The sequence below is a fragment of the Aeromonas sp. ASNIH7 genome (assembly GCF_002903485.1).
In the GTDB taxonomy this organism is placed as follows: Bacteria; Pseudomonadota; Gammaproteobacteria; order Enterobacterales; family Aeromonadaceae; genus Aeromonas; species Aeromonas caviae.
This window is the reverse complement of record NZ_CP026226.1, coordinates 165,996-187,893: the sequence shown is the minus strand read 5'-3', so window position 1 is coordinate 187,893 and position 21,898 is coordinate 165,996. Positions and strand designations below refer to the sequence as shown.

Annotated in this window: 18 protein-coding genes and 1 pseudogene; 9 read left to right on the top strand and 10 right to left on the bottom strand. The window is 62.8% G+C overall.

All coding sequences use genetic code 11. From position 1 onward, the window contains the following. Positions 1-93: 93 nt before the first annotated feature. Positions 94-354 carry a DUF6719 family protein gene (locus C2U47_RS23705; RefSeq protein WP_039038793.1) on the top strand — a complete coding sequence of 87 codons (261 nt, stop codon included), beginning with the start codon at positions 94-96 and terminating at the stop codon, positions 352-354. Between the two features lie 104 nt (positions 355-458). On the opposite strand, the pseudogene prpF reads toward C2U47_RS23705, so the two are convergent. From prpF to prpB, 4 genes and pseudogenes are all read right to left on the bottom strand, one after another. Further along, positions 459-1,657, bottom strand: a pseudogene (gene prpF / locus C2U47_RS00810) (2-methylaconitate cis-trans isomerase PrpF). A 157-nt stretch (positions 1,658-1,814) separates the two neighbouring features. Further along, entirely contained in the window at positions 1,815-4,433 is a 2,619-nt protein-coding gene (gene acnD / locus C2U47_RS00805; protein ID WP_010675129.1) for a Fe/S-dependent 2-methylisocitrate dehydratase AcnD, read from the bottom strand. Next, positions 4,433-5,590 (bottom strand): bifunctional 2-methylcitrate synthase/citrate synthase, encoded by a 1,158-nt coding sequence (prpC, locus tag C2U47_RS00800; RefSeq protein ID WP_010675128.1) that lies wholly within the window; start codon positions 5,588-5,590, stop codon positions 4,433-4,435. Before prpC ends, acnD begins: the two co-directional genes overlap by 1 nt. Positions 5,591-5,654: 64 nt before the next feature. Continuing rightward, positions 5,655-6,554, bottom strand: a complete 900-nt coding sequence (gene prpB / locus C2U47_RS00795) for a methylisocitrate lyase (RefSeq protein ID WP_010675127.1) — start codon at positions 6,552-6,554, stop codon at positions 5,655-5,657. A gap of 382 nt (positions 6,555-6,936) precedes the next feature. Here prpB and C2U47_RS00790 point away from each other — a divergent pair, with 382 nt between their 5' ends. Then, positions 6,937-8,490, top strand: a complete 1,554-nt coding sequence (locus C2U47_RS00790; protein ID WP_103261351.1) for a methyl-accepting chemotaxis protein — start codon at positions 6,937-6,939, stop codon at positions 8,488-8,490. A gap of 103 nt (positions 8,491-8,593) precedes the next feature. On the opposite strand, the gene C2U47_RS00785 is transcribed toward C2U47_RS00790, so the two are convergent. Continuing rightward, entirely contained in the window at positions 8,594-10,186 is a 1,593-nt protein-coding gene (locus C2U47_RS00785; RefSeq protein ID WP_010675126.1) for a GGDEF domain-containing protein, read from the bottom strand. 88 nt (positions 10,187-10,274) lie between these two features. On the opposite strand from C2U47_RS00785, the gene C2U47_RS00780 reads away from it, so the two are divergent. The 6 genes from C2U47_RS00780 (at position 10,275) to maiA (ending at position 15,821) form a co-directional block, all read left to right on the top strand. Next, positions 10,275-10,919 (top strand): TIGR01621 family pseudouridine synthase, encoded by a 645-nt coding sequence (locus tag C2U47_RS00780; RefSeq protein WP_029314720.1) that lies wholly within the window; start codon positions 10,275-10,277, stop codon positions 10,917-10,919. After that, positions 10,916-11,569 carry an HAD family hydrolase gene (locus C2U47_RS00775; RefSeq protein ID WP_010675124.1) on the top strand — a complete coding sequence of 218 codons (654 nt, stop codon included), beginning with the start codon at positions 10,916-10,918 and terminating at the stop codon, positions 11,567-11,569. Before C2U47_RS00780 ends, C2U47_RS00775 begins: the two co-directional genes overlap by 4 nt. 239 nt (positions 11,570-11,808) lie before the next feature. After that, positions 11,809-12,963 (top strand): 4-hydroxyphenylpyruvate dioxygenase, encoded by a 1,155-nt coding sequence (gene hppD, locus C2U47_RS00770; RefSeq protein WP_010675123.1) that lies wholly within the window; start codon positions 11,809-11,811, stop codon positions 12,961-12,963. Beyond that, positions 12,956-14,104 carry a homogentisate 1,2-dioxygenase gene (locus tag C2U47_RS00765; RefSeq protein WP_010675122.1) on the top strand — a complete coding sequence of 383 codons (1,149 nt, stop codon included), beginning with the start codon at positions 12,956-12,958 and terminating at the stop codon, positions 14,102-14,104. The genes hppD and C2U47_RS00765 overlap by 8 nt, the downstream gene beginning before the upstream one ends. A 10-nt stretch (positions 14,105-14,114) precedes the next feature. Next, entirely contained in the window at positions 14,115-15,113 is a 999-nt protein-coding gene (locus C2U47_RS00760) for a fumarylacetoacetate hydrolase family protein (protein ID WP_010675121.1), read from the top strand. A 69-nt stretch (positions 15,114-15,182) separates the two neighbouring features. After that, the gene (gene maiA / locus C2U47_RS00755) at positions 15,183-15,821 is read left to right on the top strand and encodes a maleylacetoacetate isomerase (RefSeq protein ID WP_010675120.1); all 639 of its coding nucleotides are present in this window, start codon (positions 15,183-15,185) and stop codon (positions 15,819-15,821) included. A gap of 72 nt (positions 15,822-15,893) precedes the next feature. On the opposite strand, the gene C2U47_RS00750 is transcribed toward maiA, so the two are convergent. From C2U47_RS00750 to C2U47_RS00730, 5 genes are all read right to left on the bottom strand, one after another. After that, positions 15,894-16,517 (bottom strand): glutathione S-transferase family protein, encoded by a 624-nt coding sequence (locus tag C2U47_RS00750; protein ID WP_010675119.1) that lies wholly within the window; start codon positions 16,515-16,517, stop codon positions 15,894-15,896. Between the two features lie 128 nt (positions 16,518-16,645). Next, positions 16,646-17,146, bottom strand: coding sequence for a thioredoxin family protein (locus tag C2U47_RS00745; protein ID WP_010675118.1), 501 nt, complete (start codon positions 17,144-17,146; stop codon positions 16,646-16,648). A 385-nt stretch (positions 17,147-17,531) separates the two neighbouring features. Beyond that, entirely contained in the window at positions 17,532-19,196 is a 1,665-nt protein-coding gene (gene asnB / locus C2U47_RS00740) for an asparagine synthase B (protein WP_010675117.1), read from the bottom strand. 205 nt (positions 19,197-19,401) lie between these two features. Continuing rightward, positions 19,402-19,770: a cupin domain-containing protein gene (locus C2U47_RS00735; protein ID WP_010675116.1), complete on the bottom strand. Its 369-nt coding sequence runs from the start codon at positions 19,768-19,770 to the stop codon at positions 19,402-19,404. A 141-nt stretch (positions 19,771-19,911) separates the two neighbouring features. Beyond that, positions 19,912-20,661 carry an HAD-IIA family hydrolase gene (locus tag C2U47_RS00730; RefSeq protein ID WP_010675115.1) on the bottom strand — a complete coding sequence of 250 codons (750 nt, stop codon included), beginning with the start codon at positions 20,659-20,661 and terminating at the stop codon, positions 19,912-19,914. Between the two features lie 201 nt (positions 20,662-20,862). Here C2U47_RS00730 and C2U47_RS00725 point away from each other — a divergent pair, with 201 nt between their 5' ends. Beyond that, a complete protein-coding gene (locus C2U47_RS00725) occupies positions 20,863-21,882 on the top strand; it encodes an adenosine deaminase (RefSeq protein WP_010675114.1) in 1,020 nt (339 codons plus the stop codon). The last annotated feature ends 16 nt before the right edge of the window (positions 21,883-21,898 follow it).

The window sequence follows — 21,898 nt, the reverse complement described above, 5'->3', positions numbered from 1 at the left end:
CCGGAGACGGGTGTCGGCCCGGCGCCATCCCTGGGTAGACTGCCGAAACGAGGGGCGCCGGGTCGGTGCCCTGACAGAGGCAGGGAGTGAGCGATGGCGGTTGCAGGAAAGAGGGGAGGCATGCTGGCTCTGTGGTGCGGCGCACTCCTGATGTCGGGGTGCAGTGGGTTTGCGCCTGCGCCCATTCCCGTCACCTATCTGAGTCAGGATCCACCCCCAGGCAGGCTGCCCCTTGGGGAGACCGCCTATGTGGATGACGGTCGCTGCCCACCAGGGCAGGTCAAGCGGCTCATCGGCGGGGACGCGAAGCACAATGTGCCAAGAAAGGTGGAGTGTGTGGCAAGACCGCAATGATGATGTGATTTTCACAGCCTGAAACATCCAAAAAAGAGCCCTGAGGCAGTCGCCTTGTGGCTCTTTTCGTCTGGCTGGCCTGGTCGGTGTGATGCCGCAGCGGGCTAGAAGGCATCTCCAGGGACCCGCACCCAGCCTTCCATCAGGATGCGGGCGGAGCGGGACATCACCGCCTTGGTGACCGTCCACTGTCCCGCTACCTGCTCTGCCTGGGCTCCGACTCTCAGGGTGCCGGAGGGGTGACCAAAGCGCACCGCTTCGCGCTCGCCGCCCCCGGCGGCCAGATTGACGAGGGTGCCGGGAATGGCCGCCGCCGTGCCGATGGCCACGGCGCAGGTGCCCATCATGGCGTGGTGCAGCTTGCCCATGGAGAGGGCCCGCACCAGCAGATCGATCTCGCCGGCAATAATCTCCTTACCGCTGGCGGTGCGGTAATCCTTGGCGGGTGCGACGAAGGCAATTTTCGGGGTGTGCTGGCGAGTGGCCGCCTCTTCGGGGCGCTTGATGAGCCCCATGCGCAGGGCACCAGCAACCCGGATCGCCTCGAAACGGGCGAGCGCTTTCGGGTCTGTGTTGATCGCCTCGCGCAGCTCGGTGCCCTCATAACCGATGTCCTCGGCGTTGACGAACACCGTGGGGATACCGGCGCTGATCAGGGTGGCTTTCAGTACGCCGCTCTTTACAACAGACGCGGGTACCTCCAGATCGTCCACCAGATTGCCGGTGGGGAAGAGGGCGCTGCCGTCTTCACCCTCGTCGGATGGGTCGAGAAACTCCAGTACGATCTCGGCAGCGGGGAAGGTCACCCCGTCCAGCTCGAAATCGCCTGTCTCCTGCACCTGGCCGTTCGTCACCGGCACGTGGGCGAGGATGGTCTTGCCGATATTGGCCTGCCAGATGCGCACCTCGCAGGTGCCGCTCTCCGGGATGCGGGACGGGTCCACCAGGCCGGCGTGGATGGCGAAGGCCCCGGCGCCGGTGGAGAGGTTGCCGCAGTTGCCGCTCCAGTCCACGAATGCCTTGTCGATGGCGACCTGGCCGTAGAGGTAGTCCACATCGTGATCGGGTTGCTGGCTTTTGGAGAGGATCACGCACTTGGCTGTGGAGGAGGTGGCCCCCCCATGCCGTCCATGTGGGCGCCGTAGGGGTCGGGGCTGCCGATGACCCGCAGGAAGAAGGCATCCCGTGCCGGGCCCGGCTGCTGGCAGCGCTCGGGCAGGTCAGATAAGCGAAAGAAGACCCCCTTGCTGGTGCCGCCGCGAAGGTAGGTGGCCGGGATTTTTACTTGTGGTATGTGGGCCATAGAGAGTGTCCTGAGAAGAGTCATAGATCCTGCTCCCTCTGGGAGAAGGTACCCGAAGGGCGGATGAGGGGGATTTCCCCTCACCCCAACCCTCTCCCAAAGGGAGAGGGTGCTTTATGCCTTCCCCTTTTTCAAAGGGGCGGAGCGGGGTTGCGATTTAGCTTGCGGCCTTTTGCGCAGTCGACGCCAGAAAATCCTGGGCGAAGCGTTGCAGCACGCCGCCCGCCTCATAGACCGAGACCTCCTCGGCGGTGTCGAGGCGGCAGGTCATGGGCACCTGGATCACTTCGTCGCTGCGACGGCGGATCACCAGAGTGAGATCGGTGCGCGGCTGGCGTGCTCCCACCACGTCATAGGTCTCGGTGCCATCGAGGCCCAGCGTGAGGCGGGTGGTGCCTGGTTTGAACTCGAGCGGCAGCACCCCCATGCCGATGAGGTTGGTGCGGTGAATGCGCTCGAAGCCTTCCGCCGCGATCACCTCCACCCCGGCAAGGCGCACCCCCTTGGCTGCCCAGTCCCGGGACGAGCCCTGACCGTAGTCGGCACCGGCCACGATGATGAGGGGCTGCTTGCGTGCCATGTAGGTCTCGATGGCTTCCCACATACGCATCACCTGGCCGTCCGGCTCGACGCGGGCGAGGGACCCCTTCTGCACCACGCCGTTCACCACCGCCATCTCGTTGACCAGCTGGGGGTTGGCGAAGGTGGCGCGCTGGGCGGTCAGATGATCGCCGCGGTGGGTGGCGTAGGAGTTGAAGTCCTCCTCCGGCAGGCCCATCTTCGCCAGGTATTCCCCCGCCGCGCTGCCGGGCAGGATGGCGTTGGAAGGGGAGAGGTGGTCTGTGGTGATGTTGTCCGGCAACAGCGCCAGGGGCCGCATGCCGCGCAGGGTGCGCTCGCCCGCCAATGCCCCCTCCCAGTAAGGCGGGCGACGGATATAGGTGCTTTGCGCACGCCAGTCGTACAGGGGCGTCACCTTGGGACCCTGATCCTCTTCCTGGGTGAACATGGGGATATAGACCTGGCGGAACTGGGACGGCTTGACCGACGCCTTGACCACGGCGTCGATCTCTTCATCAGACGGCCAGATATCCTTGAGGCGAATTTCCTTGCCGTCCACCACCCCCAGCACATCTTTCTCGATGTCGAAGCGGATGGTGCCGGCGATGGCGTAGGCCACCACCAAGGGCGGGGAGGCGAGAAACGCCTGCTTGGCATAAGGGTGGATGCGGCCATCGAAGTTACGGTTGCCCGAGAGCACCGCCGTGGCGTAGAGGTCCCGCTCGATGATCTCCTGCTGGATGGCGGGATCCAGGGCACCGGACATGCCGTTGCAGGTGGTGCAGGCAAAGGCCACGACGCCGAAGCCGAGCCGCTTAAGTTCCTCGTCCAGTCCCGCCTCTTTCAAGTAGAGGGCGACTGTCTTGGAGCCGGGGGCGAGGGAGGATTTGACCCAGGGCTTGCGCACCAGACCGAGCCGGTTGGCGTTGCGGGCCAACAGGCCCGCGGCAATCACGTTGCGCGGGTTGCTGGTGTTGGTGCAACTGGTGATGGCGGCGATGATGACGGCGCCATCGGGCAAGAGGCCGTCAGCCTCCTGGGCACGAGCCTTGTCCAGGTCCACCGCGATTCCGCGCTCGGCCAATGCCGATACCGGCAGGCGGCGATGGGGGTTGGAGGGGCCGGCCAGGGTGCGCACCACGCTCGACAAGTCAAAGTGCAGCACCCGCTCGTACTGGGCGCCCGCCAGGGCATCGGCCCAGAGACCGGCCTCCTTGGCATAGGTTTCCACCAGCCTGACCTGCTCGTCGTCACGGCCGGTGAGCTTGAGGTAGTCGAGGGTCTGCTGGTCGATGAAGAACATGGCCGCGGTAGCGCCATACTCCGGCGCCATGTTGGAGATGGTGGCCCGATCGCCGAGGGTGAGGGCGGCGGCGCCCTCGCCACGAAACTCCAGGTAGGCGCCGACTACCTTCTGCTGGCGCAGGAATTCGGTGAGCGACAGCACCAGGTCCGTGGCGGTGATGCCGGGCTGCGGCTTGCCGGAGAGCTCGACGCCGACGATCGAAGGCAGCCGCATCCAGGAGGCGCGCCCCAGCATCACGTTTTCGGCTTCCAGCCCGCCCACCCCCACCGCGATGACGCCGAGGGCATCCACGTGGGGGGTGTGGCTGTCGGTGCCGACGCAGGTATCCGGGTAGGCCAAACCGCGATCGGCGTGGATGACAGGGGACATCTTCTCCAGGTTGATCTGGTGCATGATGCCGTTGCCAGGCGGGATCACCTCGATGTTCTTGAACGCCTGCTTGGTCCAGTCGATGAAGTGGAAACGATCCTCGTTGCGGCGATCCTCGATGGCGCGGTTCTTCTCGAACGCCTGGGGGTCAAAGCCGCCGCACTCCACGGCGAGGGAATGGTCGACGATGAGCTGCACCGGCACCACAGGGTTCACCTGGGCGGGATCGCCACCCTGCTCGGCGATGGCGTCGCGAAGGCCCGCGAGGTCCACCAGGGCGGTCTGCCCCAGGATGTCGTGGCAGACCACCCGGGCCGGGAACCAGGGAAAGTCGCGATCGCGCTTGTTGTGCACTATCTGGCCGAGGCACTCGCCGAGGATGGCCGGATCGCATTTGCGAACCAGGTTCTCGGCGTGGACGCGGGCGGTGTAGGAGAGCCTGTCCCAGGCGCCGGGGGCGATGGCGTTCACCGCCTCCCGGGCGTCGAAGTAGTCAAGCTGTGTGCCGGGCAGGGGCTTGCGATATTGCGTGTTGATCATCACTTGCGCTCCTTGAGCGGCACGAACTGGAGATCCTCCGGGCCGACGTAGTTGGCGCTCGGGCGGATGATCTTGCCGTCGATGCGCTGCTCTATGACATGGGCCGACCAGCCTGAGGTGCGGGCGATGACGAACAGCGGGGTGAACATGGCGGTGGGCACCCCCATCATGTGGTAGCTGACGGCGCTGAACCAGTCGAGGTTCGGGAACATCTTCTTGGCCTCCCACATGGTGGACTCCAGCCGCTCGGCGATGTCGAACATCTTGGTGTTGTGCTGCTCCTGGCTGAGCTCGCGCGCCACCTCCTTGATCACCTTGTTGCGGGGATCGGAGACGGTGTAGACCGGGTGGCCGAAGCCGATGACCACCTCCTTCTTCTCGATGCGGGCGCGAATGTCGGCCTCCGCCTCGTCCGGGTTCTCGTAGCGCTTCTGGATCTCGAAAGCCACCTCGTTGGCGCCCCCGTGCTTGGGCCCGCGCAGGGCACCGATGGCTCCCGTGATGCAGGAGTACATGTCCGAGCCGGTGCCGGCGATGACGCGGCCGGTGAAGGTGGAGGCGTTGAACTCGTGCTCGGCGTAGAGGATGAGGGAGGTGTGCATGGCGCGAACCCAGGAGTCGCGTGGCTTGTGCCCGTGCAGCAGGTGCAGGAAGTGGCCGCCGATGGAGTCGTCGTCGGTCTCCACATGGATGCGTTTACCGTTGTGACTGAAGTGGTACCAGTAGAGCAACACGGAGCCGAGACAGGCCATCAGCTTGTCGGCGATGTCCCGGGCGCCTGGGTGGTTGTGATCGTCCTTCTCCGGCGACAGGCACCCCAGCACGGAGACGGCGGTGCGCATCACGTCCATGGGGTGGGCGGAGGGAGGCAACTGCTCCAGGGCGGTCCTGACCCCGGTGGGCAGGCCGCGCAGGGCCTTGAGCTTGGCCTTGTAGGCGGCGAGCTCCGCCACATTGGGCAGGTGGCCGTGCACCAGCAGGTGGGCTATCTCTTCAAACTCGCAGCTGGTGGCTACGTCCAGGATGTCGTAGCCACGGTAGTGCAGATCGTTGCCGCTGAGGCCCACGGTGCACAGGGCGGTATTGCCGGCGGCGGTGCCGGAAAGGGCGACGGATTTCTTCGGCTTGAAGCCGGTGGTTTCGGGCAGGGCGCTCATCACATGTTTCCTCATTCAGTCCGTTGATGCGCCAGCCGCCAGCATAAGGCGGCCGGTCGCCGCCTTATTCCTTGGTCGATAAGTCCTGGGTGAACAGCCTGTCCAGGGTCTGCTCGTAGTGGTGGTAACCGAGAAAATCGTAGAGGGACTCCCGGGTCTGCATGGTGTCGACCACGGCGCGCTGGTGGCCGTCGCGGCGAAGCGTCTGATAGACATTGAGGGCGGCCTGGTTGGCGGCGCGGGCGGCGCTCAGGGGGTAGAGCACCATGTCCACGCCGTGGGCGGCGAGCGCCTCCTTGTCAAACAGCTCGGTCTTGCCGAACTCGGTCATGTTGGCGAGGATCGGCACCCCGGCCGCCTGCCTGAAGCGATCGTACTGGTCCAGCTCGGTGACCGCCTCGGCGAAGATCATGTCGGCGCCCGCCTCCACATAGGCGGCGGCCCGCTCCAGGGCCGAGCCCAGTCCTTCCACCGCCAGGGCGTCGGTGCGGGCCATGATGACGAAGTGCTCGTCCTGGCGGGCATCCACCGCGGCCTTGATCCTGTCCACCATCTCGGTGACGCTGACCACGGCCTTGTTCGGCCTGTGGCCGCAACGCTTCTGGGCCACCTGATCTTCCATGTGGACGGCGGCCACACCGCCGCGCTCGAAGGCGCGGATGGTGCGGGCGATGTTGAAGGCGCCCCCCCAGCCGGTGTCGATGTCCACCAGGAGTGGCACCTGGGTGGCAGCCGTGATGCGTTCGGCGTCGATGAGCACGTCATTCATGGAAGTCATGCCGAGATCCGGCAGGCCATAGGAGGCGTTCGCCACCCCGGCGCCGGAGAGATAGAGGGCCTGGAAGCCGCTGCGCTCTGCCATTAGCGCCATGTAGGCATTGATGGTGCCGACAATCTGCAGGGGCTTTTCGTTGGCCAGGGCCGTGCGAAAACGCCTGCCGGCCGAGGGGGAGAGGTTGGACATGGTGACTCCTTTCATGGGGTGCTTGTCTGCTGTATGTGTAGGGTGAACGGTATCATCTCACACTACGTTTACGTTAACGTCAATTATGCTTAGGTCCAAGGTTGCATCAAGTGTGCTCTCCCCTGACGGACCCCTGGCAATGCCAGTACCACAGACTCGTTGGAACCATTTTTTGGTGTGATGCATCGTGTGGGAGAGCGGTGAACCTGGGAAAATGCCGAGTGTTTTTTGGCCAAACCTGGGCTTTTGGGGTCAAAATCTTGCGCGGCGTCAAACAGGATGCAAATTGTGTCTCAGCCATCCTCCCCGACTGGGTCTCTGCGTTGCTTGCCCGTAGGCGTTTGGCTACGCTCAGTGGGTGATCAAACAAGGGGTGTGCGCCATGAAGAAAAGCCAGGTTCATCTCATCGACGAAGAGGTGGATTTTCCTGCCAATGAACAGCTGGTCTCCACTACGGACCTGCAGGGTGTGATCACCTACGCCAATGATCACTTCTGCCGGGTAGCGGGGTACAGCCGGGCCGAGCTCATCGGCCAGCACCACAACATGGTTCGCCACCCGGACATGCCCAAGGCCGCCTTTGCTGACCTCTGGGGCAAGCTCAAGCAGGGCAAACCCTGGCGCGGCATGGTGAAAAACCGCTGCAAGGATGGGCGTTACTATTGGGTGGATGCCTATGTCACCCCTATCTTCGAGCAGGGGCGGATCAATGGCTACCAGTCGGTCCGCAGTCGCGCCGCGCCGGAGATGAAAGCCGTGGCCGGGCGCACCTATGCCAGATTGAAGAGCGTGGAGCGGGGGGAGCGAAAGGGCGGATTGAGCCTGCGCCCGATGCGCCACGGGCTGGCCATCGTCGGTGTCTTGCTGATGCTGGCGGGGGGGGGCTATCTGATGGGGCCCTGGGGGCCGTTGTTCACCCTGTTGCCTCTCTTGTGGCTGGCCCTGATCTATCGTGACACCCTCATCACTACCCCCCGTTATCTGCGACAGCTCGCGGACGAATATGACAGCCTGACCCGGCTCATCTATTCGGGGGAGGATGCCAGTGCCATTGCAGACTTCCACATCAAGCTGTTGCAGGCCAGGATCCGCACCGTCCTTGGACGAGTGGACGATGCGACCCTCTCCCTGCAGGATCTCGCGGTGCATCTGAAAACAGCCTCCAGCGAGGCAAGCGCCGACATCGCCGAACAGGATGTCCAGACCCAGCAGGTGGCGACTGCCATCACCGAGATGGCGGCGACAGCCCACGAGATTGCCCGCAATATCCTTGAGACGGATAACCAGATAGCCCAGGCCAAGGCGCACTGCCAACACACCGATCAGCAGCTGGAAGATACCCAGCACAGGGTGACGGAGCTGGCCACCCAGGCAGAGCATGCCTTCACGGCCGCCGTGGCACTGGCGGAGGAGTCGGACCGCATCGGTGTGCTGATGAGCGAGATCCAGGGCATTGCGGATCAGACCAATCTGCTGGCGCTCAACGCCGCCATCGAGGCGGCGCGGGCAGGGGAGCAGGGGCGAGGCTTTGCGGTGGTGGCGGACGAGGTGCGAACCCTCTCCACGCGCACCCACAAGGCGACCGAGCAGATCCAGAGCAGCATAGGCCAGATCCAGCGTACCCTGAACGGCTGGAAGGGAATGATGCAGCAGAACCTGCAACAGACCCAATCCTGCGTGACCCTGACCCGCAAGGGATCAGAGAGCCTGCATCAGGTGCTGGCGGAAATAGAACGGGTGGTGGACCTCTCGGCCCAGATCTCGACGGCGGCAGAGGAGCAGCAGGCGGTGGTGGAGGACATCAGCCGCAACGTCAACGCCATCTCCCAGCACTCCCACACCAACAGCAACAAGATGCAGGACATGGACGCTTCGAGCGACATCCTGCTCACCAAGGCTCGCCAGCTAAAATCCCTGGGGCAGACCTTCGGGTAAGAGCGGTCAGACTCATGCAATGCAGGAAGGCCACCCCTGGGGTGGCCTTCCTGTTTATTGGTTTCATGGGGGTATCGGCTCTGTGTGCCGGGAGATGAACCAGTCAGCCGGACTGCTCCGCCAGCGTGATGACGCGGCCGCCCTTGTCACAATACATGGCCCTGTCGGCTTGGATGAGCCACTGCTCCGGGCTCCAGTCATGCTGGTAGTGGCTGACGCCGATGCTGATGCCCACCTGCATCGGCTGGTCATTGACCACGAAGGGGGCCTGCATGGCCTGGCGGATCACGGCGGTGACCTCCTCTGCCTGACGGATATCGTAGCCCGGCAGCAGCAGGATGAACTCGTCCCCCGCCAAGCGGGCAAAATAGCACTGGTGGCCGATGGCGTCGTGGATCCGTCGGGCCAGCTGGCAGAGGATGGCATCCCCCTGGCTGTGGCCGAAGTTGTCGTTGATGCGCTTGAAGTCATTGAGATCGCAAAACAGCAGGCAGCCCGGATTGTCGCTTTGCACCTGGTGTTTCAACTGCTCCATCAGGCTCAGGCGATTGGGCAGCCCGGTAAGGGGATCGAGGCGGGCCAGTTGCAGTATCTCCTGCTCTCGCTGTTTGCGCAGGGCCACTTCCTGGTTGAGCCGCTTGTTGCTCATCAGAAGATAGAGGGAGAGCAGCAGGATGAGACCACCAACCCCCAGGCTCAGCAGGAACCATGGACGCCAGAAGCTCCACTGTTCTGAGGGAACCTGATAGAGAAAACGGGTCAGGGAGACCGGTTTGGCAAGGAGGCCTATCTCCACCAGCTGCTGCATGATGTGAGCGAAGCGATCCGGATTCATATACCCGATCTCCACATAGAGCGGCTGGATCATCTCCTTGCTCATCTGCAACTCGTATTCCATGTGGGCCTGACTGCGGTTGACGCCATACTCTGTGCGCAGCAGGGCGATGGCTTCCTCGGGGTGGGTGAGGGCATAGCGCCATCCCTTGAGGCTGGCTGCACGAAAACGTGCCACCCGCTCCGGATTGAGCCGCTCCTGTGCCTGGGTGGTGAAGAGAATGTCGCTGTAGAAATCGATGCCGTAGTTGCGAGGGTTGATGACGGACACCGAGATGCCGCGCTCTTCCAGATAGAAGGGCTCATTGCTCAGATAGGCGTTGAAGATGTCTATCCGGCCGGCGATCAGATCGTCGATGTTGACCGAAGTGGGGACCGGGATGAGCTGGCGCTCGTGAAGCCCCTGATAGTAGAGGGTGGCCAGCAGTTCTGCATCCTGATGACCCGGAAACATCATGATCCGTTTGCCACGCATGTCCGCAACGGTGAGAATGCCGCTGTCGCGGCGTGCCAGGAAGATGGAGGGAGAGTGCTGGTAGACGCTGGCCAGCGCCAGCAGCGGCTTGCCCTGGGCGTAGTGGGTCAGCACCTCGGTGTTGCCGACGCCAAAGTCGGCGCGTCCGGCCAGCACCTCCTGAACCGGACTTATTCCCTTGCCACCTGGCCTTATCTCGACATCCAGACCAGCGTCGGCGTAATACCCCTTGGCCTTGGCCATGTGATAGCCCACAAACTGGGGCTGATGCAGCCAGCGCAACTGCAATACCACCTTCTCCGGCAGATCACGTGTCCGTTCACTGGCCTGGAGGGGCGAGAAGCAAGTGATGCCAAGCAACAACAGCCAAAACAGGCATTTTTTCATTCGTGCGATTCTTGTGCTGAGGGTCCATGAAGATGGCCTGCAGGCCTGCATTCAAGTTGTTAACAAATAACATTCTAAAGGGTTATACATGTACCGGATACAATTGCAGCACAAAGATTTCATGGTGATCAACAAGCGTCCGGGCATTGGCATGCACGATGATGCCGGCGAGCCGGGTCTCGTCAATCGGGTCAGAATGGATACCGGTCTTGACCTCTATCCGGTCCATCGACTGGACAAGATGACCTCTGGGCTGGTGCTGCTGGCCCGCACCGCCGAAGCGAATCGCGCCCTCAGCATGGCTTTTGCGGCGCGGGAAGTGAGCAAGCAGTATCTGGCACTCTCCGATCGCAAGCCGAAGAAGAAGCAGGGCTGGGTGAAGGGTGACATGGAGAAAGGGCGAGGCGGCAGCTGGATGCTGAGCCGCACCCAGGATAACCCGGCCATTAGCTGGTTCGACTCCGTTTCGGTGCGCGAGGGGCTGCGCCTTTATCGTATCAAGCCCCGGACCGGCAAGACCCACCAGATCCGGGTGGCCTTGAAGAGCGTGGGAGCCCCCATCCTCGGAGATGAGCGTTACGGCGGCACGGCGGCGGATCGCGGTTATCTGCACGCCTGGCGCCTCGCCTTCACCCTGGCAGGTGAGAGCTTCGATCTCGTTTGTCCGCCCGATGAAGGAGCGCTGTTCCTCCTGCCCGAGTTGCATGCCGCCATCGCAGAGATCACCGAATGAGCGCAGCAACCGCGAGAGTCCCAGCCCACGGCTGGATCCTGGCCGACTTCGATGACACCCTAGCGCCGGATGACAGCCATGCGGGGTTGCTGCGTTTCATCTTGCGCCGCCGTATCTGGCCGCTGCTGCTGTGGCCACTGATGGCGTTCGGTGCCGTGATCTATCTGCTGCCAGGTCAGCGCAGTCGCGGCATTGCACTCATCTGGTGGGCCATCACCCTCGGGCTATCCCCCCTGGCCTGGCGCGCCCTGGTACGGCAGTACAGCCTGACCCGGCCCGGTCTGTATCGGGAGGCGCGAGCCCTCCTGACGGGGGAGGGGCACCGCTGCTGGGTCATCTCCGCCAGTCCCCGCGCCCTGGTCCGTGCCCAGCTCCATCGTCAACTGCCAAGGCTCCCTCACCGCATCATCGGCTCGCGGATGGGTTACCGTTTCGGCGGCCTGGTGCCGCGCTTCTATTGCCATGGCAGGCACAAGCTGCTGCCTGAGCTCCTGACCCTGGAGGCCGCACTCACCCTGAGTGACAGCCTGCACGATCTGCCCCTGCTGGCGTTGGGGGAGCAGGCCTGGCTCATCAACCCCACAAGGACTCGATTGTGGAAGATGAGGGCGGTACTGCCCCATATCGAACCCTGTTATTGGTCGTTGTAAGGCAAAGCTGACAGCCTTGCGGGACGCTAACGAGCGCAGTGCAAGGCTGGGGCTGTGATGTCACATTTCATTTACATTCTTTGGCGCGGATTCCCGCCAAACTATCTGAACGCCGCCCCTTCTCATTCCCTGCGCCCGCCACTCTAATGAAACAAGTTGTTAACAATGCCGTGCGGGCTGCCTGTCGAGCCCTTGCGGCGTGACCCGTTTCGTTATCAGTTCATCGCAAGGAGCGCATCATGACCACCCCTTCTTCCCGTACTCACACCATCAACCCCCTTGGCACCGACGGGTTTGAGTTCGTCGAGTACACGGCGCCGGATCTCAAGGGCATTGCGGCCCTCAAGGCGTTGTTCGTCTCACTGGGCTTTGCCGAAGTGGCCAAGCACAGGCACAAGCAGTGCTGGCTCTATCGCCAGGGGGACATCAACTTCGTGGTCAATGCCGAGCCCCACTCCCAGGCGGAGGAGTTTGCCCGGGCCCATGGTCCGAGCGTGTGCGGCATGGCGTTTCGGGTGAGCGATGCCGGCCGTGCCCAGCAGTACGCCATTGGCCAGGGGGCCAAGCCGTTTGTGGGCAAAATCGGCCCCATGGAACTCAACATCCCCGCCATCTACGGCATCGGCGAGAGTACCCTCTCCTTTGTCGATCGCTATGGCGAGCGCGGCTCCATCTATGACGTGGACTTTATCTTCTACCCCGACTGGCAGGCCCGCATGGCCGAGGTGGACGCAGGGCTCTATGAGATCGACCACCTGACCCACAACGTCCATCGCGGCAATATGAACCTCTGGTCGAATTTCTACGAGCGGATCGGCAACTTCCGGGAAATCCGCTACTTCGACATCGAGGGCAAGCTGACAGGACTGCACTCGCGCGCCATGACGGCCCCTTGCGGCAAAATTCGCATCCCCATCAACGAGTCGGCGGACGACAAGTCCCAGATAGAGGAGTACCTGCGCCAGTACAAGGGGGAGGGGATCCAGCACATCGCGCTCGCCTCTGCCGACATCTATCACACCATCCGCACGCTCAGAGGGCGGGGAACCGGCTTCATGCCGACGCCGGACACCTACTACGAGAAGGTGGACAGCCGGGTCGCGGGTCATCAGGAGGATCTGGCCGCGCTGAAGGCGCTGCGCATCCTCATCGACGGCTCGCCGACGAAGGACGGCATCCTGCTGCAGATCTTCACGGACACCGTCATCGGGCCCGTGTTCTTCGAGATCATCCAGCGCAAGGGCAACGAGGGCTTTGGTGAGGGCAACTTCCAGGCATTGTTCGAATCTATCGAGCTGGATCAGATCCGCCGTGGCGTGCTGGACGGATCCACGCAAGGGGAGGTGAACAGTGCCGCGCAGGGCCAGAAAAACGGAGAACCGAGCGATGCGTAACTGGATAAGCTTCCCCCATCGGGAGGGAACCCACTCCCGCCAGGCCCATGCCGATCTGCCGGAGCAGGCCATCTATGAGCGCGAGCTGGGGCGCTCGGGCTTCTTCGGTCCGGCCACCCACATGCACCACAAGCATGCTCCCACCGACTGGGTCAACTGGGAGGGGCCGCTTCGGCCACGGGCGTTTGACTTGAACGATCTGCAGGAGGAGGTGAGCTCCCTCTCCCCCTGGGTGATGCCGGATATTCTCAGCAACCCCCACTGCCGCTACCGCATCTGGCGCCTGCATGAGCCCATGCCGTTTCTGGTGCGCAACGCCGATGGCGACGAGCTCCTGTTCATTCACGAGGGGAGCGGAGAGTTCTACTGCGACTACGGACACCTCATCTTGAGAGATGGCGACTATGTGGTGATCCCCCGTGGCACCATGTGGCGCATCGAGCCCACCGCGCCCCTCTTCATCCTGATGATAGAGGCGACGGAAGACAGTTATCAGCTGCCGGACAAGGGACTGGTGGGCAATCACGCCATCTTCGATCCGGCGGCCCTGGACGTGCCCGCCATCAACGAGCGCTTCCTTGCCCAGCAGGATGAAAACCCCTGGTCGCTGCAGATCAAGCGCCACGATCAGGTCTCGGTCGTCACCTGGCCGTTCAACCCGCTGGATGCACAAGGGTGGCACGGGGACTTGTGCGTGGTGCGCCTCAACTGGCGGGATATCCGCCCGCTGATGAGCCACCGCTACCACCTGCCTCCCTCGGCCCACACCACCTTCGTGGCGAGCCGGTTCGTGGTCTGCACCTTCGTGCCGCGTCCCATCGAGAGTGACCCAGGCGCCCTGCGGGTGCCCTTCTACCACAGCAACGACGACTTCGACGAAGTGCTATTCTACCACGCCGGGGACTTCTTCAGCCGGGACAACATCAAGCGGGGCATGGTCACCTTCCACCCTGCCGGCTTCACCCATGGTCCCCATCCCAAGGCCTTTGCGGCAGGGCAGGCCCATGCCAAGACCTTCACCGACGAGGTGGCGGTGATGCTCGACACCCGGGATGCCCTGGCCGTCGGCCCGATCTGCGAAGGGGTCGAACACCCCGGTTATGTCACCAGCTGGCAGCGTCCAGAGACGCTCGGCAAATAAGGAATTCGATATGAAACTGGCAACCCTGAACAATGGCAAGCGCGACGGCGCCCTGGTGGTGGTGAGCCGCGATCTGGCGCGCGCCGTCCATGTGACGACCATCGCCCCGACCCTGCAGTCGGCCCTCGACCAGTGGGGAGAAGTGGCGCCGCAATTGGCGAAGGTTTATCAGCGACTCAACGAGGGCGCCTGCCCCGACGCCTTCCCCTTCGATGAGGAGGCGTGCCTCTCCCCGCTGCCCCGCGCCTACCAGTGGATTGACGGCAGTGCCTACGTCAATCACGTGGAGCTGGTGCGCAAGGCGCGCGGCGCCGACATGCCAGAAAGCTTCTGGCACGATCCCCTGATGTATCAGGGAGGCTCTGACAGCTTCCTGCCGCCCCGTGGCCCCATCGTGATGGGCTCCGAGGAGTGGGGGATCGACTTCGAGTCGGAAGTCGCCGTCATCACCGACGACGTGCCCATGGGCACCCGTTCGCAGGGGGCGGCGAGCCACATCAAGCTCTTGATGCTGGTCAACGACGTGAGCCTGCGCAACCTCATTCCCGGGGAGCTTGCCAAGGGCTTTGGCTTCTTCCAGTCCAAGCCCTCCAGCAGCTTCTCGCCGGTGGCTATCACCCCGGACGAGCTGGGGGATGACTGGCGCGATGGCAAGGTCCACCTGCCCCTGGTGACCCACCTCAACGGCGCCCTGTTCGGGCAACCCGACGCCGGGGTGGACATGACCTTCAACTTTGATGAGCTGATTGCCCATGCCGCCAAGACAAGGCCGCTTGGGGCGGGTTGCATCATCGGCTCGGGCACCGTCTCCAACTACGACAGAAGCCGGGGATCCTCCTGCCTTGCCGAGCGGCGGATGCTGGAAATTATCGAGTCAGGTCAAGCCACTACACCCTTTCTGCGCTTTGGTGATACAGTGTCCATCGCGATGCAGGATCGCAACGGGATGAGTCTGTTTGGCACCATTTTGCAGCGGGTCACGCAAGCAACGGCCGAGCGGGCGAGCTAGGAGAGCCCGACCCCTGGAGGGGCGGGCGACACGGCAGGTGGCAGACACCTGCCACCACAGGGACACACTATGCTGCAGTTGTTTGGATATTGGCGCTCATCGGCCAGCTTTCGCGTGCGTTTGGTACTGCAACTCAAGGGGCTCGATTATGAGCAGCACCCGGTCAACTTGCGGCAGGGTGAGCAGAAGGAGAAGGCCTACCGCCGGGTCAATCCCCAGGGACTGGTGCCGTTTCTCGTGGACGATGACGTGCATCTGGGTCAGTCGGTGGCCATCATGGAGTACCTCGACGAGACCTATCCCGCCTACCCCCTGATGCCCTCCGCGCCCATCGAACGTGCCCGGGTGCGCCAGATAGTCAACATGATCGCCTGTGACACCCACCCCCTCAACAACCTGCGCGTGCTGCACTACCTGGAGCAGGAGTTGGGGCAGAGCAAGATGGCGCGGGATGCCTGGTATCGCCACTGGATAGACGAGACCTTCACCGCGCTGGAGCAGCTTCTCATGACCACCGCCGGCATCTATTGCGTGGGCAACGAGGTCACCCTGGCGGACTGCATGCTGGTGCCCCAGGTCTACAACGCCCGCCGCTTCGACATGACCCTGGATGACTACCCCACCATTGCGCGCATCGTCGCCAACTGCGAGCAGTTGCAGGCCTTTATCAAGGCGGCCCCCGCCAATCAGCCGGATGCCCAGCCCTGAAGCTGTGCAGACCGGGCCAGCGCGTTGGCCCGGTCTGCCATCTCTTTCCTTGCCCGGGTTATCTTGCTCGCCTCAGGGCGTGCCATTGGCCCCATAGCGTCGAAACCCCGGCCGCTCTTTCAGTCGCTGGTAGTAGTCGTCCACGGCGGGTAGCGACGGGCGATCATAGGGCGTCTCCAGCCAGCGGTTGACTGACAGCCCGATGGGAATGTCTGCCAGCGAGAAGTGCGGACCGGCCACATATCCTCCGGTTGTTTGAAGCTGTCTCTCCAGGATCTCCATGCAGTGAGACCACTGCAGGCAAGCTGCGTGAAGGGCCTGATGGTCTTGATGCTGGGGGGAGCGCCTCACCAGCGACAGGAAGGCGTAGCGCCAGGCGCTGTTCAAGTCCGATGCCTGCCAGTCAATCCATTGATCGACCCGAGCCCTGGCTCTCGCCTCGGCGGGATAGAGTGCATTGGCACCATGGCGCGTCGCCAGGTAGCGGATGATGGTGTTCGACTCCCACAGCGTAAAATCCTCATCCTGAATGACGGGCACCATGGCATTGGGGTTGAGCGCCAGAAACGCCGGGGTGTCCGTGGGTTTGAAGCCGGATCCCCACTCCTCCAGCTCGAACGGGAGGGTCAGCTCAGCACAGGTCCACAGTACCTTGCGCACATTGATTGACGACGCCTTGCCCAGTATTCGCAACATCTTTTTCGTCCTTGTCCGGGGTGATGGATGGCCTGTTTGTCGCAGACATGCCACTTCCCTGTTTGCGCTTCCATCAAGGCCCTGTACTGTCACTGACCGTGCGGGGCCCTGTTTGATTGACTGGCGAGTCAGCCGTGGGTGGTCCTGGGCTGGAAATAGGCGATAAATTTGCCGAGTTTCTCCCCGTCGTAACTCTTCCCCTTCTCCAGCAGCCCGGTGTTGAAGGACTCGAGCAGCCTGCCTTTGGCATCCAGCACGTAGAAGTGGGGGACCCCCAGATACTCGGGATAGTCTTTCAGGAAGGATTCATTCTTGTTCTGCTCGCTGACGTTCACCTTGACCACCACGAAGGTGCGGTTGAGCTGGCCGGCGAGATCGGGTTCCCGGTCCAGAAAGCGGTTCATCTCCTGGCACCAACTGCACCATTCGCCCCCCACCAGCAACAGGACTTTCTTGCCCTCGGCACTGGCCTTGGCGGTAGCGGCGGCGAGATCGCGGGCCGGATCCCGCGTCTCGTCATAACCCTGGCTGTAATCGGGCAGGCTCTGACTCCAGAGGTGGTCGCCCGCGCAGGCGGCGCCATTGAAAAGGAGGGTGCCCAGTATCAGGGGCAGTAACAGTCGTTTCATGGTCTCTTCCTTGTGTCGTTATCTTTGCTTCCAGGCGCAGACAATGTGACACGAGGCGTTTCCTGCGCCAAGCCGCAAACAGGGAAGGGGAAGGCAAAAAGCGGCAATGGAATGGCAGAAAACAACAAAGCCCCTCGAGAGGGCAATGCTGTTCACTTAAGAGAATTTGAGTTCCAGTCCACGTAGTATCAGGACAAAAAATCGAGGGAGGCATGATGCCTCCCTCTTTCTATTGCAAGCCCCGCTGGATAAAGGCTGGAGGAAGATCGACTGGACACAGCCTTGCCCCCTCAACTCAAATCCAATTTATGAATAATCAGTCAAAAAAGTGCTTATCTGAACAGCATTGCCCTCGAGAGGGGCTTTGTATTCAGGTCAGGGGCGATCAGTAACCCTGCTGGTGGACGTCCATCACGGCGCGACCGGAGGGATCGGCCATCTCCTTGAACTTGGCATCCCATTCGAGCGCGGTCGGGGTGGAGCAGGCGACCGACTTGCCGTAGGGCACGGTGCGGGCGGCGGACTCCAGCGGGAAGTGCTCGTCGAAGATGGCGCGGTAGTAGTACGCCTCCTTGGTGAGCGGGGTGTTGACGGGGAAGCGGAAGGCGGCCGCCTCGAACATCTGATCCGTCACCTCTTCCTCGACCATGGCTTTCAGGCTGTCAATCCAGGAGTAGCCTACGCCGTCGGAGAACTGCTCCTTCTGGCGCCACGCCACTTCGTGGGGGAGCAGATCCTCGAAGGCTTCCCGCAGGATGTGCTTCTCGATCTTGCCCTTGCCGCACATCTTGTCGGCGGGATTGAGGCGCATCGCCACGTCCATGAACTCCTTGTCGAGGAAGGGCACGCGGCCTTCCACGCCCCAGGCGGCCATGGACTTGTTGGCCCGCAGGCAGTCATAGAGGTGCAGGGAGGCGAGCTTGCGCACGTTCTCTTCGTGGAACTCGCGGGCGTTGGGGGCCTTGTGGAAGTAGAGGTAGCCGCCGAACAGCTCGTCGGAGCCTTCGCCGGAGAGCACCATCTTGATCCCCATCGCCTTGATGTAGCGGGCCATCAGATACATGGGCGTGGAGGCGCGGATGGTGGTGACGTCATAGGTCTCGAGGTGATAGATGACGTCCCGCAGGGCATCCAGCCCTTCCTGCACGGTGAAGTGGATCTGGTGGTGGATGGTGCCGAGGTGATCGGCCACCTTGCGGGCGGCAGCGAGATCCGGCGACCCTTCCAGGCCGACGGCGAAGGAGTGCAGCTGGGGCCACCAGGCTTCGCTCTTGCCATCGTCTTCCACCCGGCGGGCGGCATAGAGCTTGGTGATGGCGGAGATGACGGACGAATCCAGACCACCGGAGAGCAGCACGCCGTAGGGCACGTCGCACATCAGCTGGCGCTTGACCGCCGCTTCCAGGGCCGCTTTGAGCTCGGCCTTGTCGCTGACGTTGTGCTCGACCGGCGCGTACTCCATCCAGTCCCGTTTATACCACTGTTTAAGCTCGCCATCCTTGCTCCACAGGTAGTGTCCCGGCGGGAAGGTCTCGACGCTCTTGCAGACCGGCACCAGGGCCTTCATCTCGGAGGCGACATAGAAGTTGCCGTGTTCGTCGCGGCCGGTATAGAGGGGGATGATCCCCATGTGGTCGCGACCAATCAGGTAGGCATCCTGCTCGGCGTCATAGAGGATGAAGGCGAAGATGCCGTTCAGATCGTCCAGGAACGCCGGGCCCTTCTCCTTGTAGAGGGCCAGCAGCACTTCACAGTCGGAGTGGGTCTGGAACTGGAAGTCGACCTTGAGGTTCTTCTCCAGCTCCTTGTGGTTGTAGATCTCGCCGTTGACGGCCAATACGTGCGTGCGCTCGGGATTGTAGAGAGGCTGTGCGCCGTTGCCCGGATCGACGATGGCCAGGCGCTCGTGCACCAGGATGGCCTTGTCGGAGCTGTAGACGCCGGACCAGTCAGGCCCGCGGTGACGCAGTCGCTTGGACATCTCCAGGGCCGATTTGCGCAGGGCAGTGGCGTCGGTCTTGATGTCCAGAATGCCGAAAATAGAACACATTGGCGGTAATCCTCTTGATTTTTATATGAGCCCCCCACGTTTGGGCTCGAAATTCCATTTACATTCCTCGCCAATCACAATGCCTAGCGGAAAACCCTTTTGCAAGCGGGAAAACCGCAGAAAATCATGCCGTAAGCGTCAAGTTGCGCAGGGGATGGCGGCCGTCCGGCCGCCTGAAGAGAGAGGGTCAGGGTTGACGTGCGCGTCAACTCGCGTCGGGTTCGAAGATCACATAGAGCTTGCGACAAGGGGTGAGGGTCTCCCACTGCCCGACAAAACCGGCGGGAATGACGAACTGAACCCCCGGTTTGAGGTGCAGCCGGCCGCCCTGCTCGTCGTGGATCACCGCCTCCCCTTCCAGCATCTGGCAGTATTCGTGTTCGGTATAGTGAACGGCCCAGCAGCCCGGCTCGCAAGCCCAGAAGCCCACGTGAAACTGCTGGCTCGGGTCGGAGTAGTGGTTCCATGCCGTCTGGCTCGGCGTCCCGGCCCTGATGCGCTCGGGGGCCGGCATCAGCGGGGTGGGGGAGACAGTGTGTTTGTCCAGCAGGATCCAGTCGTTCAGGCTCTTCATGGTGCGTCCTTGAGTGGCGAAGGAGCATCCTGCTCCCGTTTAGTTTGTTTAACGATTTTGCGCTTACGTTAAACGAAACGGGCCCCCTTTGCCAAGGGGGCCCGTGCAGGCTGAAGGCTACCGGAAGGGCGGCACCCGGGATCAGACGATGTCGATGTCCACCACGGAGTCAAAGATGTGGTTCGGTCGAAACGGCATGCGGTCGATGTCCGCCACCTTGCTCACCCCGGAGAGCACCAGCACCGTCTCGAGACCGGCCTGGAAGCCTGCCAGGATGTCGGTGCGCAGGTTGTCGCCGATGATGATGGTGTCGTCGGAGTGGGCCTCCATCCGGTTGAGGGCCGCGCGAATGATCCAGGCGCTCGGCTTGCCGACATAGAAGGGCTTCTTGCCGGTCATCCGCTCGATGGGGGCGCACAGGGCGCCGCAGGCCGGGTACATCAGGGGGCCGTGGGTGTCGGGGTTGGTGGCGATGAAGCGGGCCCCCTGATCCACGAACTTGGCGCCCTGCTGCATCATGGTCCAGTTGTAGTTGCGGGTCTCCCCCACCACCACGAAGTCCGGGTCGATATCGGTGATGGTGAAGCCGGCCTTGTAGAGCTCGTGGGTCAGGGCCCCTTCGCCAATCACATAGGCCTTCTTACCATCCTGGCGCTTGAGAAAGTCGGCGGTGCCCATGGCGGAGGTGTAGAAGCACTCCTCGGGCACCTCTATTCCGGCGGAGCGGAAGCGGTTTTGCAGATCTTTCTGGGTCTGGGCCGGGTAGTTGGTGAGGAACAGGAGCTTGCTGCCCTGCTCCAGCAGGCGGTGGACGAAGCGGTCGGCGCCGGGAATGAGATCGTTGTTGTGCAGGATGACGCCGTCAATGTCACAGATGACGTTTTTCTTCATGAAATCTCCTTGTAGGGCGCAAGAGCGGGGACAGGGCATCCCTCTGTTTGTCTCTTCAATCGGTTATGGTTTTTGTGCCGCCATTATAAGGCCCTTTGATGACAAGTCTCCCTCGGTGGGCCAGATGGGTGCACAATGAAGGCGAAGGGAGGGCGCCGCCCCGGTGGTGCCCGCACGGAGTCTGACGATGGAGCCGTCATCATGGAGCACTTTATTGCCGACTTGCCCAAGCTGGAACTGCACCTGCATATCGAGGGGACCCTCGAACCCGAGCTGATGTTCGCCCTCGGTCAGCGCAACGGGGTGGCGCTGCCCTGGCCCGATGTCGACAGCCTGCGCGCCGCCTATGAGTTCGACGGCCTGCAATCCTTCCTCGATCTCTACTACCTCGGCGCCAGCGTGCTCATCCACGAACAGGATTTCTTCGACCTCACCTGGGCCTATCTCGAGCGCTGCGTTGCCGATCACGTGGTGCACGTGGAGATCTTCTTCGACCCCCAGACCCACACCGCCCGCGGCGTGCCCTTTGCCACCGTGTTGGGGGGCATCGAGCGGGCGTTGCAGGCTGGGGAAGCAGCCTTTGGCATCAGCTGGCGGCTCATCATGAGCTTCCTGCGCCACCTGAGTGAAGAGGCGGCATTCGCCACCCTGGCAGAGGCCACGCCGCACCTGGCGCGCCTGCACGGGGTCGGCCTCGATTCGGGGGAGCAGGGCAACCCGCCCAGCAAGTTCGCCCGGGTCTTCGCTCGCTGCCGCGAGCTGGGGCTGCCGGTGGTGGCCCACGCGGGGGAGGAGGGGCCGGCTGACTACATCTGGCAGGCGATCCGGGAGCTCGGAGTGCAACGCATCGATCACGGGGTGCGCTGCGTCGAGGATCCCGCGCTGCTGAGCTATCTTGCCGACACCCGGCTGCCCCTCACCGTCTGCCCCCTCTCCAACGTGCGGCTCAGGGTGTTTGACCAGATGGCCCAGCACAATGTGCTGAGGCTGCTGGAGCAGGGGCTCTGCGTCACCGTGAACTCCGACGATCCCGCCTATTTCGGGGGATACCTGGGGGCCAACTTCCAGGCCCTGGCCGACGGGCTTGGCGCCAGCCAGGAGCAGCTGTGCCGCCTCAGTCTCAATGCCGTGGAGGCGAGCTGGCTGAGCCTCGCGGACAAGGTGCGTCTGACCCGGGACATTCGCCTCCATGCCGCCCTGCACGGGGTGAGCCTGCACTGAGCAGGCCGCCTTGCAC

Bases quoted from the DNA above. Each gene is read 5' to 3' on its own strand.
- C2U47_RS23705 (WP_039038793.1), top strand. From the start codon at position 94: ATGGCGGTTGCAGGAAAGAGGGGAGGCATGCTGGCTCTGTGGTGCGGC.
- acnD (WP_010675129.1), bottom strand. From the start codon at position 4,433: ATGATCAACACGCAATATCGCAAGCCCCTGCCCGGCACACAGCTTGAC.
- prpC (WP_010675128.1), bottom strand. From the start codon at position 5,590: ATGAGCGCCCTGCCCGAAACCACCGGCTTCAAGCCGAAGAAATCCGTC.
- prpB (WP_010675127.1), bottom strand. From the start codon at position 6,554: ATGTCCAACCTCTCCCCCTCGGCCGGCAGGCGTTTTCGCACGGCCCTG.
- C2U47_RS00790 (WP_103261351.1), top strand. From the start codon at position 6,937: ATGAAGAAAAGCCAGGTTCATCTCATCGACGAAGAGGTGGATTTTCCT.
- C2U47_RS00785 (WP_010675126.1), bottom strand. From the start codon at position 10,186: ATGAAAAAATGCCTGTTTTGGCTGTTGTTGCTTGGCATCACTTGCTTC.
- C2U47_RS00780 (WP_029314720.1), top strand. From the start codon at position 10,275: ATGTACCGGATACAATTGCAGCACAAAGATTTCATGGTGATCAACAAG.
- C2U47_RS00775 (WP_010675124.1), top strand. From the start codon at position 10,916: ATGAGCGCAGCAACCGCGAGAGTCCCAGCCCACGGCTGGATCCTGGCC.
- hppD (WP_010675123.1), top strand. From the start codon at position 11,809: ATGACCACCCCTTCTTCCCGTACTCACACCATCAACCCCCTTGGCACC.
- C2U47_RS00765 (WP_010675122.1), top strand. From the start codon at position 12,956: ATGCGTAACTGGATAAGCTTCCCCCATCGGGAGGGAACCCACTCCCGC.
- C2U47_RS00760 (WP_010675121.1), top strand. From the start codon at position 14,115: ATGAAACTGGCAACCCTGAACAATGGCAAGCGCGACGGCGCCCTGGTG.
- maiA (WP_010675120.1), top strand. From the start codon at position 15,183: ATGCTGCAGTTGTTTGGATATTGGCGCTCATCGGCCAGCTTTCGCGTG.
- C2U47_RS00750 (WP_010675119.1), bottom strand. From the start codon at position 16,517: ATGTTGCGAATACTGGGCAAGGCGTCGTCAATCAATGTGCGCAAGGTA.
- C2U47_RS00745 (WP_010675118.1), bottom strand. From the start codon at position 17,146: ATGAAACGACTGTTACTGCCCCTGATACTGGGCACCCTCCTTTTCAAT.
- asnB (WP_010675117.1), bottom strand. From the start codon at position 19,196: ATGTGTTCTATTTTCGGCATTCTGGACATCAAGACCGACGCCACTGCC.
- C2U47_RS00735 (WP_010675116.1), bottom strand. From the start codon at position 19,770: ATGAAGAGCCTGAACGACTGGATCCTGCTGGACAAACACACTGTCTCC.
- C2U47_RS00730 (WP_010675115.1), bottom strand. From the start codon at position 20,661: ATGAAGAAAAACGTCATCTGTGACATTGACGGCGTCATCCTGCACAAC.
- C2U47_RS00725 (WP_010675114.1), top strand. From the start codon at position 20,863: ATGGAGCACTTTATTGCCGACTTGCCCAAGCTGGAACTGCACCTGCAT.